At 47.5% G+C, this 14,514-nt stretch carries 15 protein-coding genes; 12 read left to right on the forward strand and 3 right to left on the reverse strand.

Annotated elements, in window-relative coordinates:
* Nucleotides 1-11: 11 nt before the first annotated feature.
* The gene (locus V6669_RS06180; protein WP_082219000.1) at nt 12-455 is read right to left on the reverse strand and encodes a helix-turn-helix domain-containing protein; all 444 of its coding nucleotides are present in this window, start codon (nt 453-455) and stop codon (nt 12-14) included.
* Between the two features lie 787 nt (nt 456-1,242).
* Between V6669_RS06180 and V6669_RS06185 the strand changes: the two genes are divergently transcribed.
* The 7 genes from V6669_RS06185 to V6669_RS06215 all read left to right on the forward strand — a co-directional run bounded on the left by V6669_RS06185 (nt 1,243) and on the right by V6669_RS06215 (nt 7,285).
* The gene (locus V6669_RS06185) at nt 1,243-1,725 is read left to right on the forward strand and encodes an ArpU family phage packaging/lysis transcriptional regulator (RefSeq protein ID WP_017690187.1); all 483 of its coding nucleotides are present in this window, start codon (nt 1,243-1,245) and stop codon (nt 1,723-1,725) included.
* A gap of 99 nt (nt 1,726-1,824) precedes the next feature.
* Nucleotides 1,825-3,492 carry a GAF domain-containing sensor histidine kinase gene (locus V6669_RS06190; RefSeq protein ID WP_338591796.1) on the forward strand — a complete coding sequence of 556 codons (1,668 nt, stop codon included), beginning with the start codon at nt 1,825-1,827 and terminating at the stop codon, nt 3,490-3,492.
* 18 nt (nt 3,493-3,510) lie between these two features.
* On the forward strand, nt 3,511-4,245 hold the full coding sequence (locus V6669_RS06195; protein ID WP_338591799.1) for a response regulator transcription factor: 735 nt from the start codon (nt 3,511-3,513) through the stop codon (nt 4,243-4,245).
* A gap of 188 nt (nt 4,246-4,433) precedes the next feature.
* Nucleotides 4,434-5,009 (forward strand): NAD(P)H-dependent oxidoreductase, encoded by a 576-nt coding sequence (locus V6669_RS06200; RefSeq protein ID WP_133386685.1) that lies wholly within the window; start codon nt 4,434-4,436, stop codon nt 5,007-5,009.
* Between the two features lie 46 nt (nt 5,010-5,055).
* A complete protein-coding gene (locus V6669_RS06205; RefSeq protein WP_338591805.1) occupies nt 5,056-5,514 on the forward strand; it encodes a VOC family protein in 459 nt (152 codons plus the stop codon).
* On the forward strand, nt 5,511-6,146 hold the full coding sequence (locus V6669_RS06210; protein ID WP_338591808.1) for a VOC family protein: 636 nt from the start codon (nt 5,511-5,513) through the stop codon (nt 6,144-6,146). The genes V6669_RS06205 and V6669_RS06210 overlap by 4 nt, the downstream gene beginning before the upstream one ends.
* A gap of 188 nt (nt 6,147-6,334) precedes the next feature.
* On the forward strand, nt 6,335-7,285 hold the full coding sequence (locus V6669_RS06215; RefSeq protein ID WP_338591810.1) for a hypothetical protein: 951 nt from the start codon (nt 6,335-6,337) through the stop codon (nt 7,283-7,285).
* A gap of 93 nt (nt 7,286-7,378) precedes the next feature.
* Here V6669_RS06215 and V6669_RS06220 read toward each other — a convergent pair whose 3' ends face one another.
* The gene (locus V6669_RS06220; protein ID WP_091015510.1) at nt 7,379-7,861 is read right to left on the reverse strand and encodes a hypothetical protein; all 483 of its coding nucleotides are present in this window, start codon (nt 7,859-7,861) and stop codon (nt 7,379-7,381) included.
* 345 nt (nt 7,862-8,206) lie between these two features.
* Between V6669_RS06220 and V6669_RS06225 the strand changes: the two genes are divergently transcribed.
* Complete coding sequence (locus V6669_RS06225; RefSeq protein ID WP_338591816.1) at nt 8,207-10,057, forward strand: DUF4127 family protein; 1,851 nt, start codon at nt 8,207-8,209, stop codon at nt 10,055-10,057.
* 4 nt (nt 10,058-10,061) lie between these two features.
* Here the strand turns inward: V6669_RS06225 and V6669_RS06230 are convergent, their stop codons facing one another.
* Nucleotides 10,062-10,406: a DUF3139 domain-containing protein gene (locus V6669_RS06230; RefSeq protein ID WP_338591818.1), complete on the reverse strand. Its 345-nt coding sequence runs from the start codon at nt 10,404-10,406 to the stop codon at nt 10,062-10,064.
* Between the two features lie 435 nt (nt 10,407-10,841).
* Between V6669_RS06230 and V6669_RS06235 the strand changes: the two genes are divergently transcribed.
* From V6669_RS06235 to V6669_RS06250, 4 genes are all read left to right on the forward strand, one after another.
* Nucleotides 10,842-11,765 carry a hypothetical protein gene (locus V6669_RS06235; protein WP_338591820.1) on the forward strand — a complete coding sequence of 308 codons (924 nt, stop codon included), beginning with the start codon at nt 10,842-10,844 and terminating at the stop codon, nt 11,763-11,765.
* Between the two features lie 263 nt (nt 11,766-12,028).
* The gene (locus V6669_RS06240; RefSeq protein WP_338591822.1) at nt 12,029-12,229 is read left to right on the forward strand and encodes a hypothetical protein; all 201 of its coding nucleotides are present in this window, start codon (nt 12,029-12,031) and stop codon (nt 12,227-12,229) included.
* Nucleotides 12,229-13,692, forward strand: coding sequence for a phage tail sheath subtilisin-like domain-containing protein (locus V6669_RS06245; RefSeq protein ID WP_338591825.1), 1,464 nt, complete (start codon nt 12,229-12,231; stop codon nt 13,690-13,692). The genes V6669_RS06240 and V6669_RS06245 overlap by 1 nt, the downstream gene beginning before the upstream one ends.
* A gap of 222 nt (nt 13,693-13,914) precedes the next feature.
* Entirely contained in the window at nt 13,915-14,322 is a 408-nt protein-coding gene (locus V6669_RS06250) for a phage tail tube protein (RefSeq protein WP_036611426.1), read from the forward strand.
* Nucleotides 14,323-14,514: the final 192 nt, after the last annotated feature.

The raw sequence follows: 14,514 nt of genomic DNA on the forward strand, positions 1-14,514 counted from the left end.
TGGGTCATGCCTCATGGGCGATTGTCCGATTCGTCTGTCTTTTTGCGTTTGTTCATCTGTTTGGCTTCCCAGAACAGACCTGTCAGCACATCCTTGATTCGTTTCTTGTCCTCTTCATCGAGTGGAATGCCGTCAAACATCAGATCATCATCGTCCTCAAGCATCTTTTTGAAATCACGACGGTCTTTGTATGTAGCCCATTCCGGTACGTCCTGAAGTTCAGCGGCACTCCCTGGTTCAATATAACCAGCCTGCTTCATCATCTCTGTATAGGGCACCGAGAGTGCATCTGAAATCTTGCGGATGGTCGCTGGTTTCGGCACACCCCGGACCCCGTTCTCAATACGTGATATCTGTGAGTTGCTTATCCCGGCTGCTTCGGCGAGCTGATTGATGCTGTATCCCTGTTGCTCGCGCAGTTGTTTCATATAAGGACCAAAAGCGTGCTCCACAATTATGCCAACTCCTTCGATTCGTACAAGTGCTTGAATTAATATTAAGAAGAAAGATGAATGCGACAACTCCTAAACCTCTGCGGGTGCGCCGTTCCGGATTCGGATCGTTCTTTTGATCGCTGTTATCCCCGGATTTCCTGTTTCCCTTTCCTAAAGGGTGAAATCCGTTGATAGCGTATGCTTCCGATGTAGCTTTCTTGCAGAAAGCTTTTAGGCGGACGCTTCGCTTCTTCAGAATCGATTCCGTCTCCTTCACTACGTATGCGCTTGATATGTACCTTAGCGGCATTAAGGAGAAGGGGGGCTTCTTAATATTAAAAATCAAATGACTTGTGCGGAAGTTCATTAATTAAACAGTACTATAACGTATATATACCATTAGGTAAAGAGATATGAAACAATTATGCCAAAAGGCATAGGAAATGAGAGCGAAGGTTTTATTTTATCGTCAAAACGAACCAAAATGAAGGTTTACTCCGATCTCCAGAAAGTGGTATCCTCAAATAGAAATACGAACACTATACGAACAAAATGTAACAATGACACAGGTTGGATTTTAGAAATGACTCTTTGAAGAAGGTAATTCCCCGGATTATACCGATTTGGAGTGATTCCTAAAGGCAACAGCGGGAAATTGAAGACATGTCGTTATTTATTTAGGAAACTGGACAACTCTATGAATAAGAGCGTTTTTCCATCGTGCAAAGAATGATGGCAAAACAACATGACGTGAACGATAGAGTAAGAGATATGAATGGAGTAAAAATATTAGAGGAGGAAGATAAATATGGAATTGATGCTGCCTGAATTGGACCGACGCAAAACGCAAACAGCTGTTGAAGCTGCGCTGGAAAAATACCGTATCTATAAAACCATTGCATTTGAAGAACGAGAGGTTATGGTGACGGCAAGTTATGCCGAGCGTTTCCACGGTGCAACCAATGTAACGGGGGATTCCACGGCGAGAACGGCAATCTACAATGTGGACGTGCAGCGCGCGCGTCAGGCATATTGCGATACGATTGATTTTGTTGTGTCCCGGCTGAGTGAAAAGGAACGTGTACTCGTCTGTGAACGATATTTGAAAGACGATGATGTGTTTGACTATAAAGTGTATAACCATGTGTTTGATCCGCCTGTCAGCAAGGATACGTATACGAAGATTCGTACACGTGCTTTCTACAAAATGGCGCTGGCTCTGTCAGATCGAGGTCTGATTAATATGGAGCCTTTGTCTGTGTCCCGCAAAGAGCGACAGAAGCTGGGCTGAGTGAGCGATTGAAGAAGTTGATCCTTTAATATCCAAGGTGGATTGGTTACAATAGTTGAACAAACCACAGTTGGTACAGCCAAAGGAGAGAATTCTGCGATGTCGGAAGAAGTCGGAATGCAGGAAATGGTCACGTTGAAGACAATCGCGGAAACGCTCAATACGTCCAATGATCTGAACTTAATGCTGGATACCGTTGTCGGCAAATTACTGGAGTTGACCGGATTAACGGCAGGTTGGATGTTTCTGATTAATGAACGTGGAGACTATACCTGTGTTTCGGATTACAATCTGCCCCCGGCATTACTGCGTGAAGATAAAGAGCCCATGCGAACGGGTACCTGCTGGTGTGTGAACCGCTTTAAGGATGGTCAACTCAATCATGCGGTCAACATCATTAACTGTAAACGGCTGGAGAATGCCGTAGAATTCCAATGGGGAGATACCCATAATATTACCCACCATGCAACCGTCCCGTTAAGGTCAGGTGAGAAGATGCTCGGCCTGCTCAACGTGGCTGCGCCAGCCAAGGAACATTTCAGTGACAGTGAACTGGCGCTGTTACAGGGCGTGGCGTACCAGATTGGTAGTGCGGTAGAGCGGATGAGATTGTATCGTGCGGAGCAGCGACGAGCTGATCTGTATGCCAAGTTGGGGGAGTTCAGCACGGCTTTTGGTCTTGCAGTGAACGAATGCAGCAATTCGGATGCTTTTTCTTTAAAAGTTGTACAGCTGCTTGGGCAGCATTATGATTGGCCTTTTGCTACAACTATTCAGCAGAAAAACGGAATGTTCGTTGTGCAGGCAGCCTATGCAAATGATACGGTTCGAACGTTATCAAGTACTCCGTTATCTTCAGAAGTGACGAGCCACATTAACCATATAATAAATTGTCATCGTGTAACATCTCTGTCTGCAATAGAGATCGCTGAGATATTTACCCTGTGCGAGCCTGACCAGACTATGAATTCCATTGCCTCGGGAATTGCTGCCCCCCTTCCGTACCAAATGCCAGGGGAAACGGGAATTCTGGTGATCGGAATAGAAACATCAGGTCCTGCGCAGGCGGACCGTGAGGTGCTGGAGGCATTGGCCGAACATATTGCGGCCTCATGGGAGAGTCTGAAGCTGGCGGAGAATCGCCGCGAACTTGCACGAATGGAAGAGAGAAACCGTTTGGCTCGCGATCTGCATGATTCGGTTAATCAGATTTTATTTTCACTATCGTTAACGGCTAAAGGCGCGGAAAGTATGTTATCCGGCTCCGAGCAGTTGCACCCGGCAGCGGAAGCGATGAAGGATATTAGGGCTTTGTCTCAGGAGGCTCTCAAGGAAATGCGCGCATTGATTATGCAGCTCCGTCCAGCGGGACTGGAAGCAGGGCTGCTCCATGCGCTACAGGAATACGGGACCAGCCAGGGGCTTCAAGTGGTGATGAATCGGACGGGAATGCGGTCTTTACCGCGAAATATAGAAGAAGCATTGTGGCGAATCGGACAGGAAGCGCTGAATAATGTGCGAAAACACGCGGATGTTCCTTCTGCTGAGGTCACCCTCAAGTTAAGTGATCATGAAGTGGTATTCACCGTCACAGATCAGGGAAAAGGTGGTGCGAACAGGCCAAAAGCGTCGTCTGGAAGCTCCCTTGGCCTGTCCATTATGAAGGAACGGGCTCAATCGCTCGGGGGCAGCTTAGAAATAGTGAGTTCTTCCCGCAAGGGGACAACAGTAACGGCAGTCATTCCACTTCCGTTCGAATCTGTATAAAGTCAGGGGGAAGAAGAGATGCCGATTACGATTTTGCTCGCAGATGATCATACGATGGTGAGACGGGGGTTGCACGTTTTTTTGACCACACAGCAAGACATGGAGGTTGTTGGTGAAGCATCGAACGGGCAGGAAGCACTGGCGCAGGCGGAAGCGTTAAAACCTGACGTGGTATTAATGGATCTGCATATGCCGGTCATGGACGGAATTGAAACAGCAAGACGATTGCGTGCATTAATGCCAGAAACGCGAATCATTGTGCTCACATCGTTTTCGGATCAGGATCATGTCGTTCCTGCTGTGCGTGCAGGGGTGAAAGGATATCTACTCAAGGATATTGAACCGGAGGATCTGGCTGTGGCCATTCGCAATGTGCATGCAGGTCAGGTAGAATTGCATCCCGCCGCAGCAGGTCAATTGATGCATGTGATGGCTTCATCCGATTGTTCTATAAATGAACAGCAACCACAGCATGTAGCGACAGATCAGACAGCAGACAGTCAACATCAGGAGCCGAAGCAGGCTGGAAAATCAAATGAAACATCCCTTGGTGGTCTGGATATGCTCACTCGCCGTGAACAAGAGGTTTTGGGGCTGATTGCTCAAGGACTGAGCAACAAGGAAATTGCAGTTCGATTGGTCATCACCGAAAAAACGGTCAAAACCCATGTCAGTCATCTGCTCGACAAACTGGGACTGGCGGATCGAACACAAGCGGCTCTTCATGCCGTAAGAAATGGCTGGGTCGTGTAACCAATTCCGACATATGTTCATACTTAAGTCGTATAAACTCAACCTAAAGGTTGAGTTTTTTGGTATTTCAAGTTAAGTCTATCTGCTGACGATTTGGATGCAAAAGAAAGGTAAGATAAGAGTAGAAATAACAGATCGGTTGAAACATGAGAGTTTGAATTATTAAAAAACCAAGGAGAGTGACATGAATGAATATTGTTATTTTGGCAGGCAGCAATCGGAACAATGCAACCAGTACACGTCTGGGAGAGTATGCTGTGGAGATTATTCGCGGTCAGGGACATCAGGCTAGCCTGTTTGATCTGTATCAGAAGCCACTTCCATTCTACGCGCCAGATGAAAAACAAGCGGATCATGAACATCTGGCAGACCTGAACACACGTATGCTCGCGGCAGATGCCATCATCCTGTCTACACCAGAGTATCACGGCAGTATTAGCGGTGTGCTCAAAAATGCACTGGATCACCTGAGTCAGGCTCATTTCAGCGGCAAGCCCGTCCTGTCCATCAGCTCCTCTGGTGGAGCGGTGGGGGTAAGTTCACTTTTACAACTGCAAGCGATTGTCCGCAATCTGCATGGTATCAATGCCCAAGAGTGGATCTCCATTGGTGGTGCGCAGCGCAGACGATTCGAAGCGACATTTGACGGATATGAAGAGTACGAAGGTAGTCAGGATATAGAAGAACGGGTGCAGCGGGTTATTGGATCGTTTTTAAATCTGGCCCAGACGTTAACGAATGCGCGGAATTCTACCATGAGTTGAGAACCAAGGAAGATGAAAATGGGAAAAGGAAAAGAGGTTGAGCATTATGATTACAGGCATATTTGAAACACATCTAAACGTGACGGATTTGGAGAGATCCCATCATTTCTATGAAACGGTCCTGGGTTTACCCCATGCTTATGGGCAGAAAGAACGTGGGAACTCCTTCTACTGGATTGGTGGAAAAGGCAATGCCATGCTGGGATTGTGGCAAAAGGATCCTTCCGAGGTGAAGCGTCAGCACTTTGCTTTTCATGTATCTCTGGAGGATATGAAACATGCGGTGGCTCACTTGGAGAACAAAGGAATCAAGACACAGAACTTCCTGGATGATGATATCGGTGAACTGTACGTCTTTGGCTGGATGCCTGCGGTATCTGTGTATTTTAACGATCCGGATGGTCACTCGCTTGAATTCATCGCCATGCTCCCAGATGAAGCGAAGCCTGAGCTTGGCATGGTGCCATGGAGTCAGTGGGAGGAGTTGCAGGAGAAGGCCGTATGATGATCGAAGAATTGCAGTTATATACAACACGGCTGGAGGACCTCAAGCATTTTTATCGTGATACGTTGGGAATGGAGGTGTCCAATGCGACAGATCAGGCCTTCAACCTGCAGGTTGGAGGGACAAAGATGATTTTCAAACCGTGTGAAACAGATCATGAGCCCTTTTATCATGTGGCCTGGTTGATTCCGACAAATCAGTTCAAGGAAGCAAAGCAGTGGGCAGCATCACGTGTTGTTTTAAGCAGGGAAAAAAATCGGGATGAGACATACTCTGCTAATTGGGACTCTCATTCTCTCTATTTTGAAGATCCAGCAGGCAATATTATTGAGCTGATTGCTCATCATCGTATTCAGAACGAGAGTGACCATGACTTCTCGACTCAAGATATATTACAGGTGTGTGAAGTTGGACTGGTGACGGAGGATGTTCTGTCTACGGTGGATGAGCTTCAGCGGATTGGACTCACGCGCTGGGGTGAGGTTAGTGATACCTTTGCTCCTGTAGGAGATGTACATGGTTTATTTATTGTGGTGAAGAAGGATCGGACGTGGTTTTTCTCCAAGCAAAAAGCAGAGATCTATCCGCTGGAAGTGTCCATTCGTGACTTGGGCAGGCTTCGAATCGGCTAAACTTTGCATTCCGGGGCAAAACGGGCATATGTGGAGCATTTCCATCATGTTATAGAAGTAAACGCTTTATTTATTCATTAGGATATATAAGTTGAACTAAATTTACACGATAACAGAGAGGACAGATATTAATTCAACTTATATAGTTTCTCTGATGGACTTACATATGATGAAGGGTGGTGGCAAGCTTGGATCGACGTTTGTTGGAAGAGGGACTTGCGATTATCGTTTCCAGTCGGGAACGTACAGGAGATCTGTGGCACGCCCATTATGGGGCGGGTGCGATTGCGGCATATTTTTGGGTACGGGAAAATCGTCTCACTGCCCTTGCCGCCGGTAGTGTTACCGCCGAAGCAAAAGCCATGCTTCGCCAGCATGGAATCAACCCTGGTCAGACCTATCCGATTGGTGAAATGATGCCCAGGGAAGATGCTGAAGCGCGTATTACGGACGCATTGGATCGAACGATTGGAGAGCTGCACTGGGTTGGACATCAGGCCATCTATGGGGCAATCAGCCTGAAAGCCATTCGTGAACTGGATGGATGGGGCACTGCGGAGGACATTGGTCGGTTGGTTGAACTGATTGATTCTTTCGATCGAACCATCCCGGGAAGATCCTGGATGAACACAACCGTGAAAGAAATTCGCAATCTGAAGCTGGAAAAGAGTGATGGTTTCCCCGAGATTAAAGATCCAGTTCAGTTGTCACGCCTGATTCTGGATGAGCTTGGGGCGTTCCAGACCATATATCACGCGGAAGCGCATCATGACCTGATTGGTCATATGCTGACTTACGGACATGCGCTTAACATATTATATGAATTGGGTTATCCGGAATTATTCCACAAAGGCATCCCGCCTTTCCTTACTATGGTGAAGGCACTACGCTTAAGCCGAGATGTGGATATTGAACAGGAGATGCCGACATTGCAATCACCCGTAGACCTGCTGCCACTAGAACGGGCGGAACGATCAGTGGCGCTCCCCCATGAACTGGAATACTGGCTCACCGACAGACGTTCTCGTGACTGGAACGGAGGTCATGTATTTAAATTCCCGTTCAGCTTCTATCATCATGCCAAGAACGGGGAGCCCGTACCGGAAACATGGGAGAATTTTCGTTATATCATCGCGTGAGATAAACATTCATTTCAAAAGGGGTGTCCGTCATGACGGACACCCTTCTAGGCATTATTCTAGTTTACCGAATCGTGGGCAGCCTGCACCTTTTTAACGGGGCCAAATTTCAAGGATAAAAAGGATCAGCATGACTCTGGACACCAGCATGTATGGTGATTTTCGTACGGGCTGACGCGCTGCCCATATTCCCCAGGAACTCATAAGTGCAATACTTCCCCAGAACATCCATAAGGAGATGCCTTCGGGTGTAAATAGAAAGGACAGCTTGGGCAGTCCCCTGTTGCCAGCCCCAAGAAGAACAGTGGTCATATAGACGAGGACAAGGAAAAACAACTCGAAGAGCAGGGTTTGCAGCCAGAAATAATAGATGTTGAACACTCGTAGCATGATGACTGTGATCAGGATAAACAGGATACCAACGGATAAGAATGTTGCCGCGGTCCATCCAATGAGAGATGTCGTTATAACATCTGTTTCCTGATATAAGATGTACATCGCCAACGCATACATAGCGGGGCCCGCCATATAACTGGTGACAGCAATCCAAAGATAGAAGAAATACCTTTTTTTCATGGTCATATCCATCCTTTATTGTTCGTAGGATTTGAAAGCTACTTATGTCATATAAACATCATCAGGATGGGTTTGGTTGGGTTATCGATAGGAGTTTCTCGCGAGAAATCGGCATTTAACCGCCACGGAGACGACCACATTCATGCGTAATTCATCCCGATTTCCATCAGCGCGAGTGGGCAAAGGCGGTAAAATGGTATTATCGGATCAGCAGCAAGGAAGACACACTGACAGCTCATACGCTAACGTACAGACCGGCCATGGGGCCGGTTTTTTAATTCGGTGATTGCATCCTTGCCCTGATCGGGTATTAAAGACTAAACAGATAACAGGAGGCTACGTGATATGAAAACAGTATTGTATGTTCCACTGGATGATCGTCCAGCGAATCTGGATGATGTGATTGTGCAAGGGAAAGCAGCCGGTATCCATATCGTTACACCGAACCTGAGTGATATTAAGAATCGTTTGGACTCGGAGAAAACCGTAGATGGCACAACGCTGCTTGGCACCTCCACGCCGGTTTATGGCAAACCGTCCAAGATTCACGACTTTATTCTGAAACATGCTGCCAAGGTCGACGGATTCATTATCTCATCCGATATGCTCGCTTATGGCGGTCTGATTGGCAGTCGTCAGCTCCGCGAAGATGGAGGAGGCGCCTATCCAGAATACGATGATGAGACCACGCGTTTGCTGGATGTGATTCGCGTGATCAAGCAGAAATATCCACGCAAACCCGTATTTGTCATGGACACCATCATGCGTTTGGCTACAACCTCGTTTGCAGATGGCTTGGCGCTCGATGCATATAATGAGTCCCGTGCGTTGATGCAGCAGCCTCGTCAGACATACACTGAGTTTGAGGATATTATCGAAGGTTATAACCTGTCCCCAGACGGGGTGGAATATGGGACAACGACCTATTTTGATAAAGAACAGTATTACAACACAAGACAACATAAATTCAAAACAAATCTGTACATTCTGGATCAGCTGGCTCGCACAGGTTATATCGATTTCCTCGCAGTTGGTGTTGACGATGCCAACACGCAGGGTGTTCAGATCAATGAAATCAACTATGTAGAAGCGCGGATCAATGAATGGCTGGGTGGAACCAATGGACAAAATCCGGATCGTGCTATCATCTTGCCGGATGCGGATGGTCTGGGGCACGCTTTGGTTGCTCGCATGGCTAACCAGTTGTTCCGAGGTGGGGCGAGGACACGTTACACAGTGAAATATTTTGGTCCTCATGGCAATTCCATCATTAACACGTATGAATACATGGATGTACACGAGAATGTGGTTCGTCATGTGGATATTGTAGGTGGTGTGCTTGTAGCGGATTCGGCATATCCTGAACCTGAGGTGGTGACGGATGTGGGTGCTGGCTTGGAAAATGAACAGCTGGTGGCTGTAGCAGCCGATCAAGTTGTCCCGTTTGACATGGCCTCCGAACTGGATCGTATGACGAAGGGTCACCCGGGTAATTCCGGGGAAAACACGGGCATCGACATTGAGATTATTGCCATTACGGCTCTGGATCAGGTGCAGGCTGCGTTGGAGCAATTGACGCTGAATAGTGAGCAAGGTCTGCCTTCGGTATTGATTGATTTTGTGGGTAAAGGACCAGCCAATGTTGATGTTGCTGAAGCGTTGCTAAACAGTCCATATACCGGGCGGGTTCTGGGTTATAGTGCATGGAATACACCAGGTAACAAGATCGGTATTGCTGTAGGTATGGGGCAGTCGAGGTACGCGTTGATCACAACAGAGAAGCATGAGCATAAGTTGCGGGATGCGATGAACGCGCATTGCTCGTTGTTATTTAAGCGTTTCCTGAAGGATTATTATTACAAAGCGGTAGCGATTGCGGACATCCGTACGTATTCCCGAGCCCATGCGCTGTATACCAACGTGGCTACACTTTCGGATCAAAATATGTTGCTGTTCAACTCAGAGGAAGACTATGCCCATTTGCAAACATTGCTCCGTGATTTGATGCAGACTTATACCACGGCGCTTGCGAATAAAACAGCGTTCCAGACAGGCAATGTGGCGATAAAGCAGATCTGTAATGACGAATTGTCCTACGCGACGTATGCTAGTGCGCTGCTGGAATATGCGAATCCCGATTTCATCTGGGGCCGTGCATTTGAGATTACGTTGAACCCGCAGGTTACGCTGAACTAAACTTTTATCTCACCATGGGCTCCTCATGTTTGGGATCATCACTGGTATGACTGTACTGCTTAATCTCGCCGTTATTAAAAATGATATATTGATACTTCGCTTCGAGTTCATCCGCGAATGTTACTGAGGCACCGTAAGGTGCTTCAGAACTTTTTGAGGAGTAAGTACCTTGTACTTCGATAAGCTGTTCGGGTGAATAACCTTTCTGTTCAATCAGGTAAGTGGTTACCTGTTGTTCAGCATCATTTTTCTTCAGCGTATTACCAAGCAGTCCGAAGTAGGCCCAGCAGGATATTCCGAGTATAAATGCTAAGATGACAAGTGAAGTGATCTTGAATGTTTTACTCATAGGTATTTCTCCTTCTTTTACGTAAGAGACAATGAATTTGATAATGAAATATTAATATATTTGGATAAATTTATCAATTCATTGAACTTAATGCTTAATTATTTGTTCGTTAAAATGATGATTCCAGAATCGTCTTTTTTCCACCCGAACGACTCCCTTAATCGCACCGAAGTCGTACGGAACACCATCCGCGCTAGGAATAAAAGAGTGTAAGATTGTATTATCGGATTAGTAGCAATGGACGCACCGAAAGCACATACGCTAATGTACACAGACCGGCCAGGTGGCCGGTCTTTTTGATGCGGTGAATTAGTCCCGGTACTGGTTCGGTCGGAATACAGACTCTGAGTTAAAAGGGGGAGCCTACTGCTGCTGCATTGACGCTGCATGGTGTGGGCAGATTTCAAACTTGCAGCTAAAGGGGGCGAAATGAATGTGTCTATGAGAAATGAAATTAGCACCGTCATGAGCACCGGTAAAATGAGTACGCTCATTAAAAAAACGCTAAAACAGAAGCTCGCGGTACTTATTCCAGGTTGGGACGGTCGTGTGCTGGATGTACCTGCGTCAGGCGAAGTGTTAACCGGGCCTTGTGCAGTGGTTGCGTTTGCCGAAGAAGTGCCGAAGTCTGCTTGGGCGGGATATCGACGGATCATCAAAATCTCACCATACGCTCGTCCGGAAGATGGAGGCGCTGAACAAGTGGAAGCATGGTCAGCCCTTCTGATCGAAGGGTTACACCAGGTAAGGCTGGTGGATGAAGCAGATGGGGCATTCACCTGTATATATCTGGGTTCTTCAGATATTGACCGGGTGGATGCCGGGTCTGGTATGCTTACGCGCAGTCTGCGGTTCGGGGTGTATGTTCACAAAGACTCGGGAGCTGTCCTCGCTGAAACAGGTGACGCGTGGCTAGCTGCGCTTCAAGACTGGACACAGCAAGAGCTTGGCTCGAACTGGTCGGTATATGGTGATGTCTGGCCTAGAGGATATGAGATGCCGTCTGTGTTATGGCGATTGGCCGGATGCAGCACGTCTGTGGCGGGCACTTCGGCATTGGAGGTTCGACAACAGTGGATTGGGCATGTGCTCACCGATCATTCGGTGTTAACACGCCAGACCGTTACTCGGTTGGTAGAGCAACTTGCGGTCCAAGCTCGTCTTGCCGTCAATGAAACGGGTGGCGAAGAGCAGGAAGGTAACACGCGGTATGTGACGGTGGATGAGGTAACGGCAGATCTGCAAACCGATGCGTATCTGAACGGACAGATTCGCCTGACGTTGCAACAGCGGATTCGTCGTCCGGGTACGAATGTACCTTTGATTCGTGAGATTCACCATAGCAAAGGCATGGAGTAAACGTTAATTGAGAGGAACCTTCTATATAAAGGTGGTTCCAGATTATAGCTTTGAGATGAAAGATGTAGCTTCAACATTATAGCTTCATATTCATAGGTTCATAGGATCAAAAATTCATAGATCAAGCTTAAAGGCATAGTTCTAAGATTGGAATTAAAGCTTGAAACTTAAAGCTTCAAGTTTGTAGCTCGTAGCTCGGAAATCATAGCGATAAGATCATCGATTCACGAAATTAGAAGTCCAACAAATGAGGTGAGATGGCCATGGCAAGCTCAGTGAAAAAAAGCAAACAGACAGCCCTGCGGTATACACGGGCAGAACTGATGAATCATGCAGAAGCCCTCTTTGCCGTTAAGGCAGAGGTGCTGTACGGTGCGCTGTACGAAGCGGCGCAAGAGACGTTTTGCATTGAAGAAACGCAAGAACGAATTAACCAATTTATGAAAGCGAAGGTGAAGGGATAATGGCAGGTGGAACTTGGGAGCAAACGAATCGTCCGGTCCTTCCGGGATTATATATGAATTTTCAGGCGGCAGCATCTTCGGCCATTCAAGCGGGTACGCGGGGAACCGTCGTTGTGCCAGTCAAGGCCAACTGGGGTCCTGTGGGGACTTTTGTTGAAGTAGGGAGCGAAGCGGCGATTGAACGTATCTATGCGGCTAATGTGCTGGACAACGGTACGGCTTATACGTCCTTGAAGCTTGCCCTGTTGGGTGGGCCGAAGAAGTTGCTCGCTTATCGTGTAGCAAGTGCTGCGGCTAAAGTTGCTACGCTTACTTTGAAGGACAGCAGTGATGCCAATGTGCTGCAACTGGATGCGAAGTATCCGGGGGATCGTGCGAATGGGTTCTACGTCACCATCCAGCCGGGTGTGATTGATAATACGAAACATGAAGTGCGCCTTTTTGAAGGTAATCGGATGTTGTATGCGCTCCTGACAGCGGATATTACGGCAGCTTCTCTGGCAAAAGAGATTAACGCGGATGAACAAAATGTCTGGGTAACGGCTCAGGCGATTGGCGATGGTACTGGCGTGGTTGCAACAATTGCGGGTGCGGCATTCAAAGGCGGCGTAAGTGGCAACGATGACCTGACCAATGCGGAGTACATTGCAGTACAGGGTGCGCTGGAAGGGGAGCAATTCGACGTCTTGGCTTTGGATCAGGCGGCAGATGCACCTCTGCTTGCGAGTTTTGCGGCATGGGTGAAACGTGTGCGTAGTGAAGGTAAACCGGTGGTGGCTGTATTTGGCGGTTCCGCAGCGGATGATACCTCTGCTACAGCAGCACAAAAAGCGGCAGCACGTTCGCTTGCGCTGAACCATGAAGGTGTGATTAATGTCGGTACAGGAGTGCGCCTTGGAGATGCATTCTACAGCTCGGCGGAAACATCCGCCTATGTTGCAGGTCTGATCGCCGGACAACGTCTGAACCAATCTACAACCTATGCAGCTACTCCATTCGATGATGTGACACGTCGCTGGACGCGTGCAGAACAGGAGCAGGCAGTACAGAATGGTGTATTTATTTTCTTCCATGATGGACGTCAGGTGAAAGCCCTCCGCGGTGTAAACACACTGGTAACCCCGGCCGCTGGGCAGAATAATGCGTGGAAAAAAATCCGTTCCATTCGTGTGTTGGACGCCATCAACACGGATTTGCAACGTTCCGCGGAAGATACGTATATCGGTAAAGTAAACAATACCGAAGAGGGTCGTCAGGCGCTGATTAGTGCCATGAAGGCCTATTTGGCGCTGCTCGCACAGAGCAATGTGATTGAAGCTGACGGTTATGATGTCATTCTTGACCCGGCATATTATGGCGCGGCACCAGTTCTCAAACCGGAAGCAGATCAAGTATTCCTGCAATGGAATGTGAAGCTGACGGATGTGATGGAGCAGTTGTTTGGTACATTTTACGTGCAATAAGGTTTCTAGAATAATTACTATATGTTGAACTGATGGTTTACACGATAACGGAGAGGGCAGAAAAAATCTGAAGAAGCGAAGCGCTCGCCTTTATCACCGGATTTTCCCTTTTTGAAAAGGAATCAAAAAAATCTGGGGATAACAGCGATCGGAAGATTGTTCTGACTGCGGAGTTATACCGTGTAATATTTATTAGTTCAACCAACCCAAGGAGGAAAATATATGTTGGATGCGTCAAGAGTAATTCTCGGTACCCATGGTCAGTTGCATATCGATGGTGTGTGGCAGACAAACATTAACAAGCTGGAAGCGAGTGTGGAGATTGAAAAGCGTGAGCTGAATCTGGTCGGTAACGACTGGAAGGTGCACAAAAACGGCGCGAAAAAAGGAACAGGCACGATGACGGGCTACAAAGTCACTTCGGATATGATCCAGCGCGGCTTCACCAAATTCGAGATTATTTCCAAGCTGAACGACCCTGAATCGTATGGACATGAGAGTGTATTGCTGAGAGGTTGCATGGTGGACAAAATCCAGCTTGCCAACTGGACAGCGGGTGAGGAAGTACCGGAGGAAACGGGCTTTACATTTGAAGGATTTGAGTTGCTGAATCCGATCGTGGCGAACTAAAAAGGACTTTAATGGAGGCCGAGATGATCTCGGTCTCTTTGTTGTCTACTTAAAGCAAATTTAGTATCTGCACGATAACGGAGAGGACAGAAATAACGTGAAGAAGCGGAGCGTTCGCCTTTATCCCCGGATTTTCCCTTGAAGAGGGGAATCAAAAAAATCTGGGGATAACAGCGATCGGAAGGTTATTCT

It is taken from the genome of Paenibacillus sp. Y5S-9 (assembly GCF_036894235.1).
Lineage (GTDB): Bacteria > Bacillota > Bacilli > Paenibacillales > Paenibacillaceae > Paenibacillus.

Excerpts from the sequence above, each read along its gene's own strand:
- V6669_RS06185 (WP_017690187.1), top strand. The coding sequence starts at position 1,243 with ATGGAATTGATGCTGCCTGAATTGGACCGACGCAAAACGCAAACAGCT.
- V6669_RS06190 (WP_338591796.1), top strand. The coding sequence starts at position 1,825 with ATGTCGGAAGAAGTCGGAATGCAGGAAATGGTCACGTTGAAGACAATC.
- V6669_RS06195 (WP_338591799.1), top strand. The coding sequence starts at position 3,511 with ATGCCGATTACGATTTTGCTCGCAGATGATCATACGATGGTGAGACGG.
- V6669_RS06200 (WP_133386685.1), top strand. The coding sequence starts at position 4,434 with ATGAATATTGTTATTTTGGCAGGCAGCAATCGGAACAATGCAACCAGT.
- V6669_RS06205 (WP_338591805.1), top strand. The coding sequence starts at position 5,056 with ATGATTACAGGCATATTTGAAACACATCTAAACGTGACGGATTTGGAG.
- V6669_RS06210 (WP_338591808.1), top strand. The coding sequence starts at position 5,511 with ATGATGATCGAAGAATTGCAGTTATATACAACACGGCTGGAGGACCTC.
- V6669_RS06220 (WP_091015510.1), bottom strand. The coding sequence starts at position 7,861 with ATGAAAAAAAGGTATTTCTTCTATCTTTGGATTGCTGTCACCAGTTAT.
- V6669_RS06225 (WP_338591816.1), top strand. The coding sequence starts at position 8,207 with ATGAAAACAGTATTGTATGTTCCACTGGATGATCGTCCAGCGAATCTG.
- V6669_RS06230 (WP_338591818.1), bottom strand. The coding sequence starts at position 10,406 with ATGAGTAAAACATTCAAGATCACTTCACTTGTCATCTTAGCATTTATA.
- V6669_RS06240 (WP_338591822.1), top strand. The coding sequence starts at position 12,029 with ATGGCAAGCTCAGTGAAAAAAAGCAAACAGACAGCCCTGCGGTATACA.
- V6669_RS06245 (WP_338591825.1), top strand. The coding sequence starts at position 12,229 with ATGGCAGGTGGAACTTGGGAGCAAACGAATCGTCCGGTCCTTCCGGGA.
- V6669_RS06250 (WP_036611426.1), top strand. The coding sequence starts at position 13,915 with ATGTTGGATGCGTCAAGAGTAATTCTCGGTACCCATGGTCAGTTGCAT.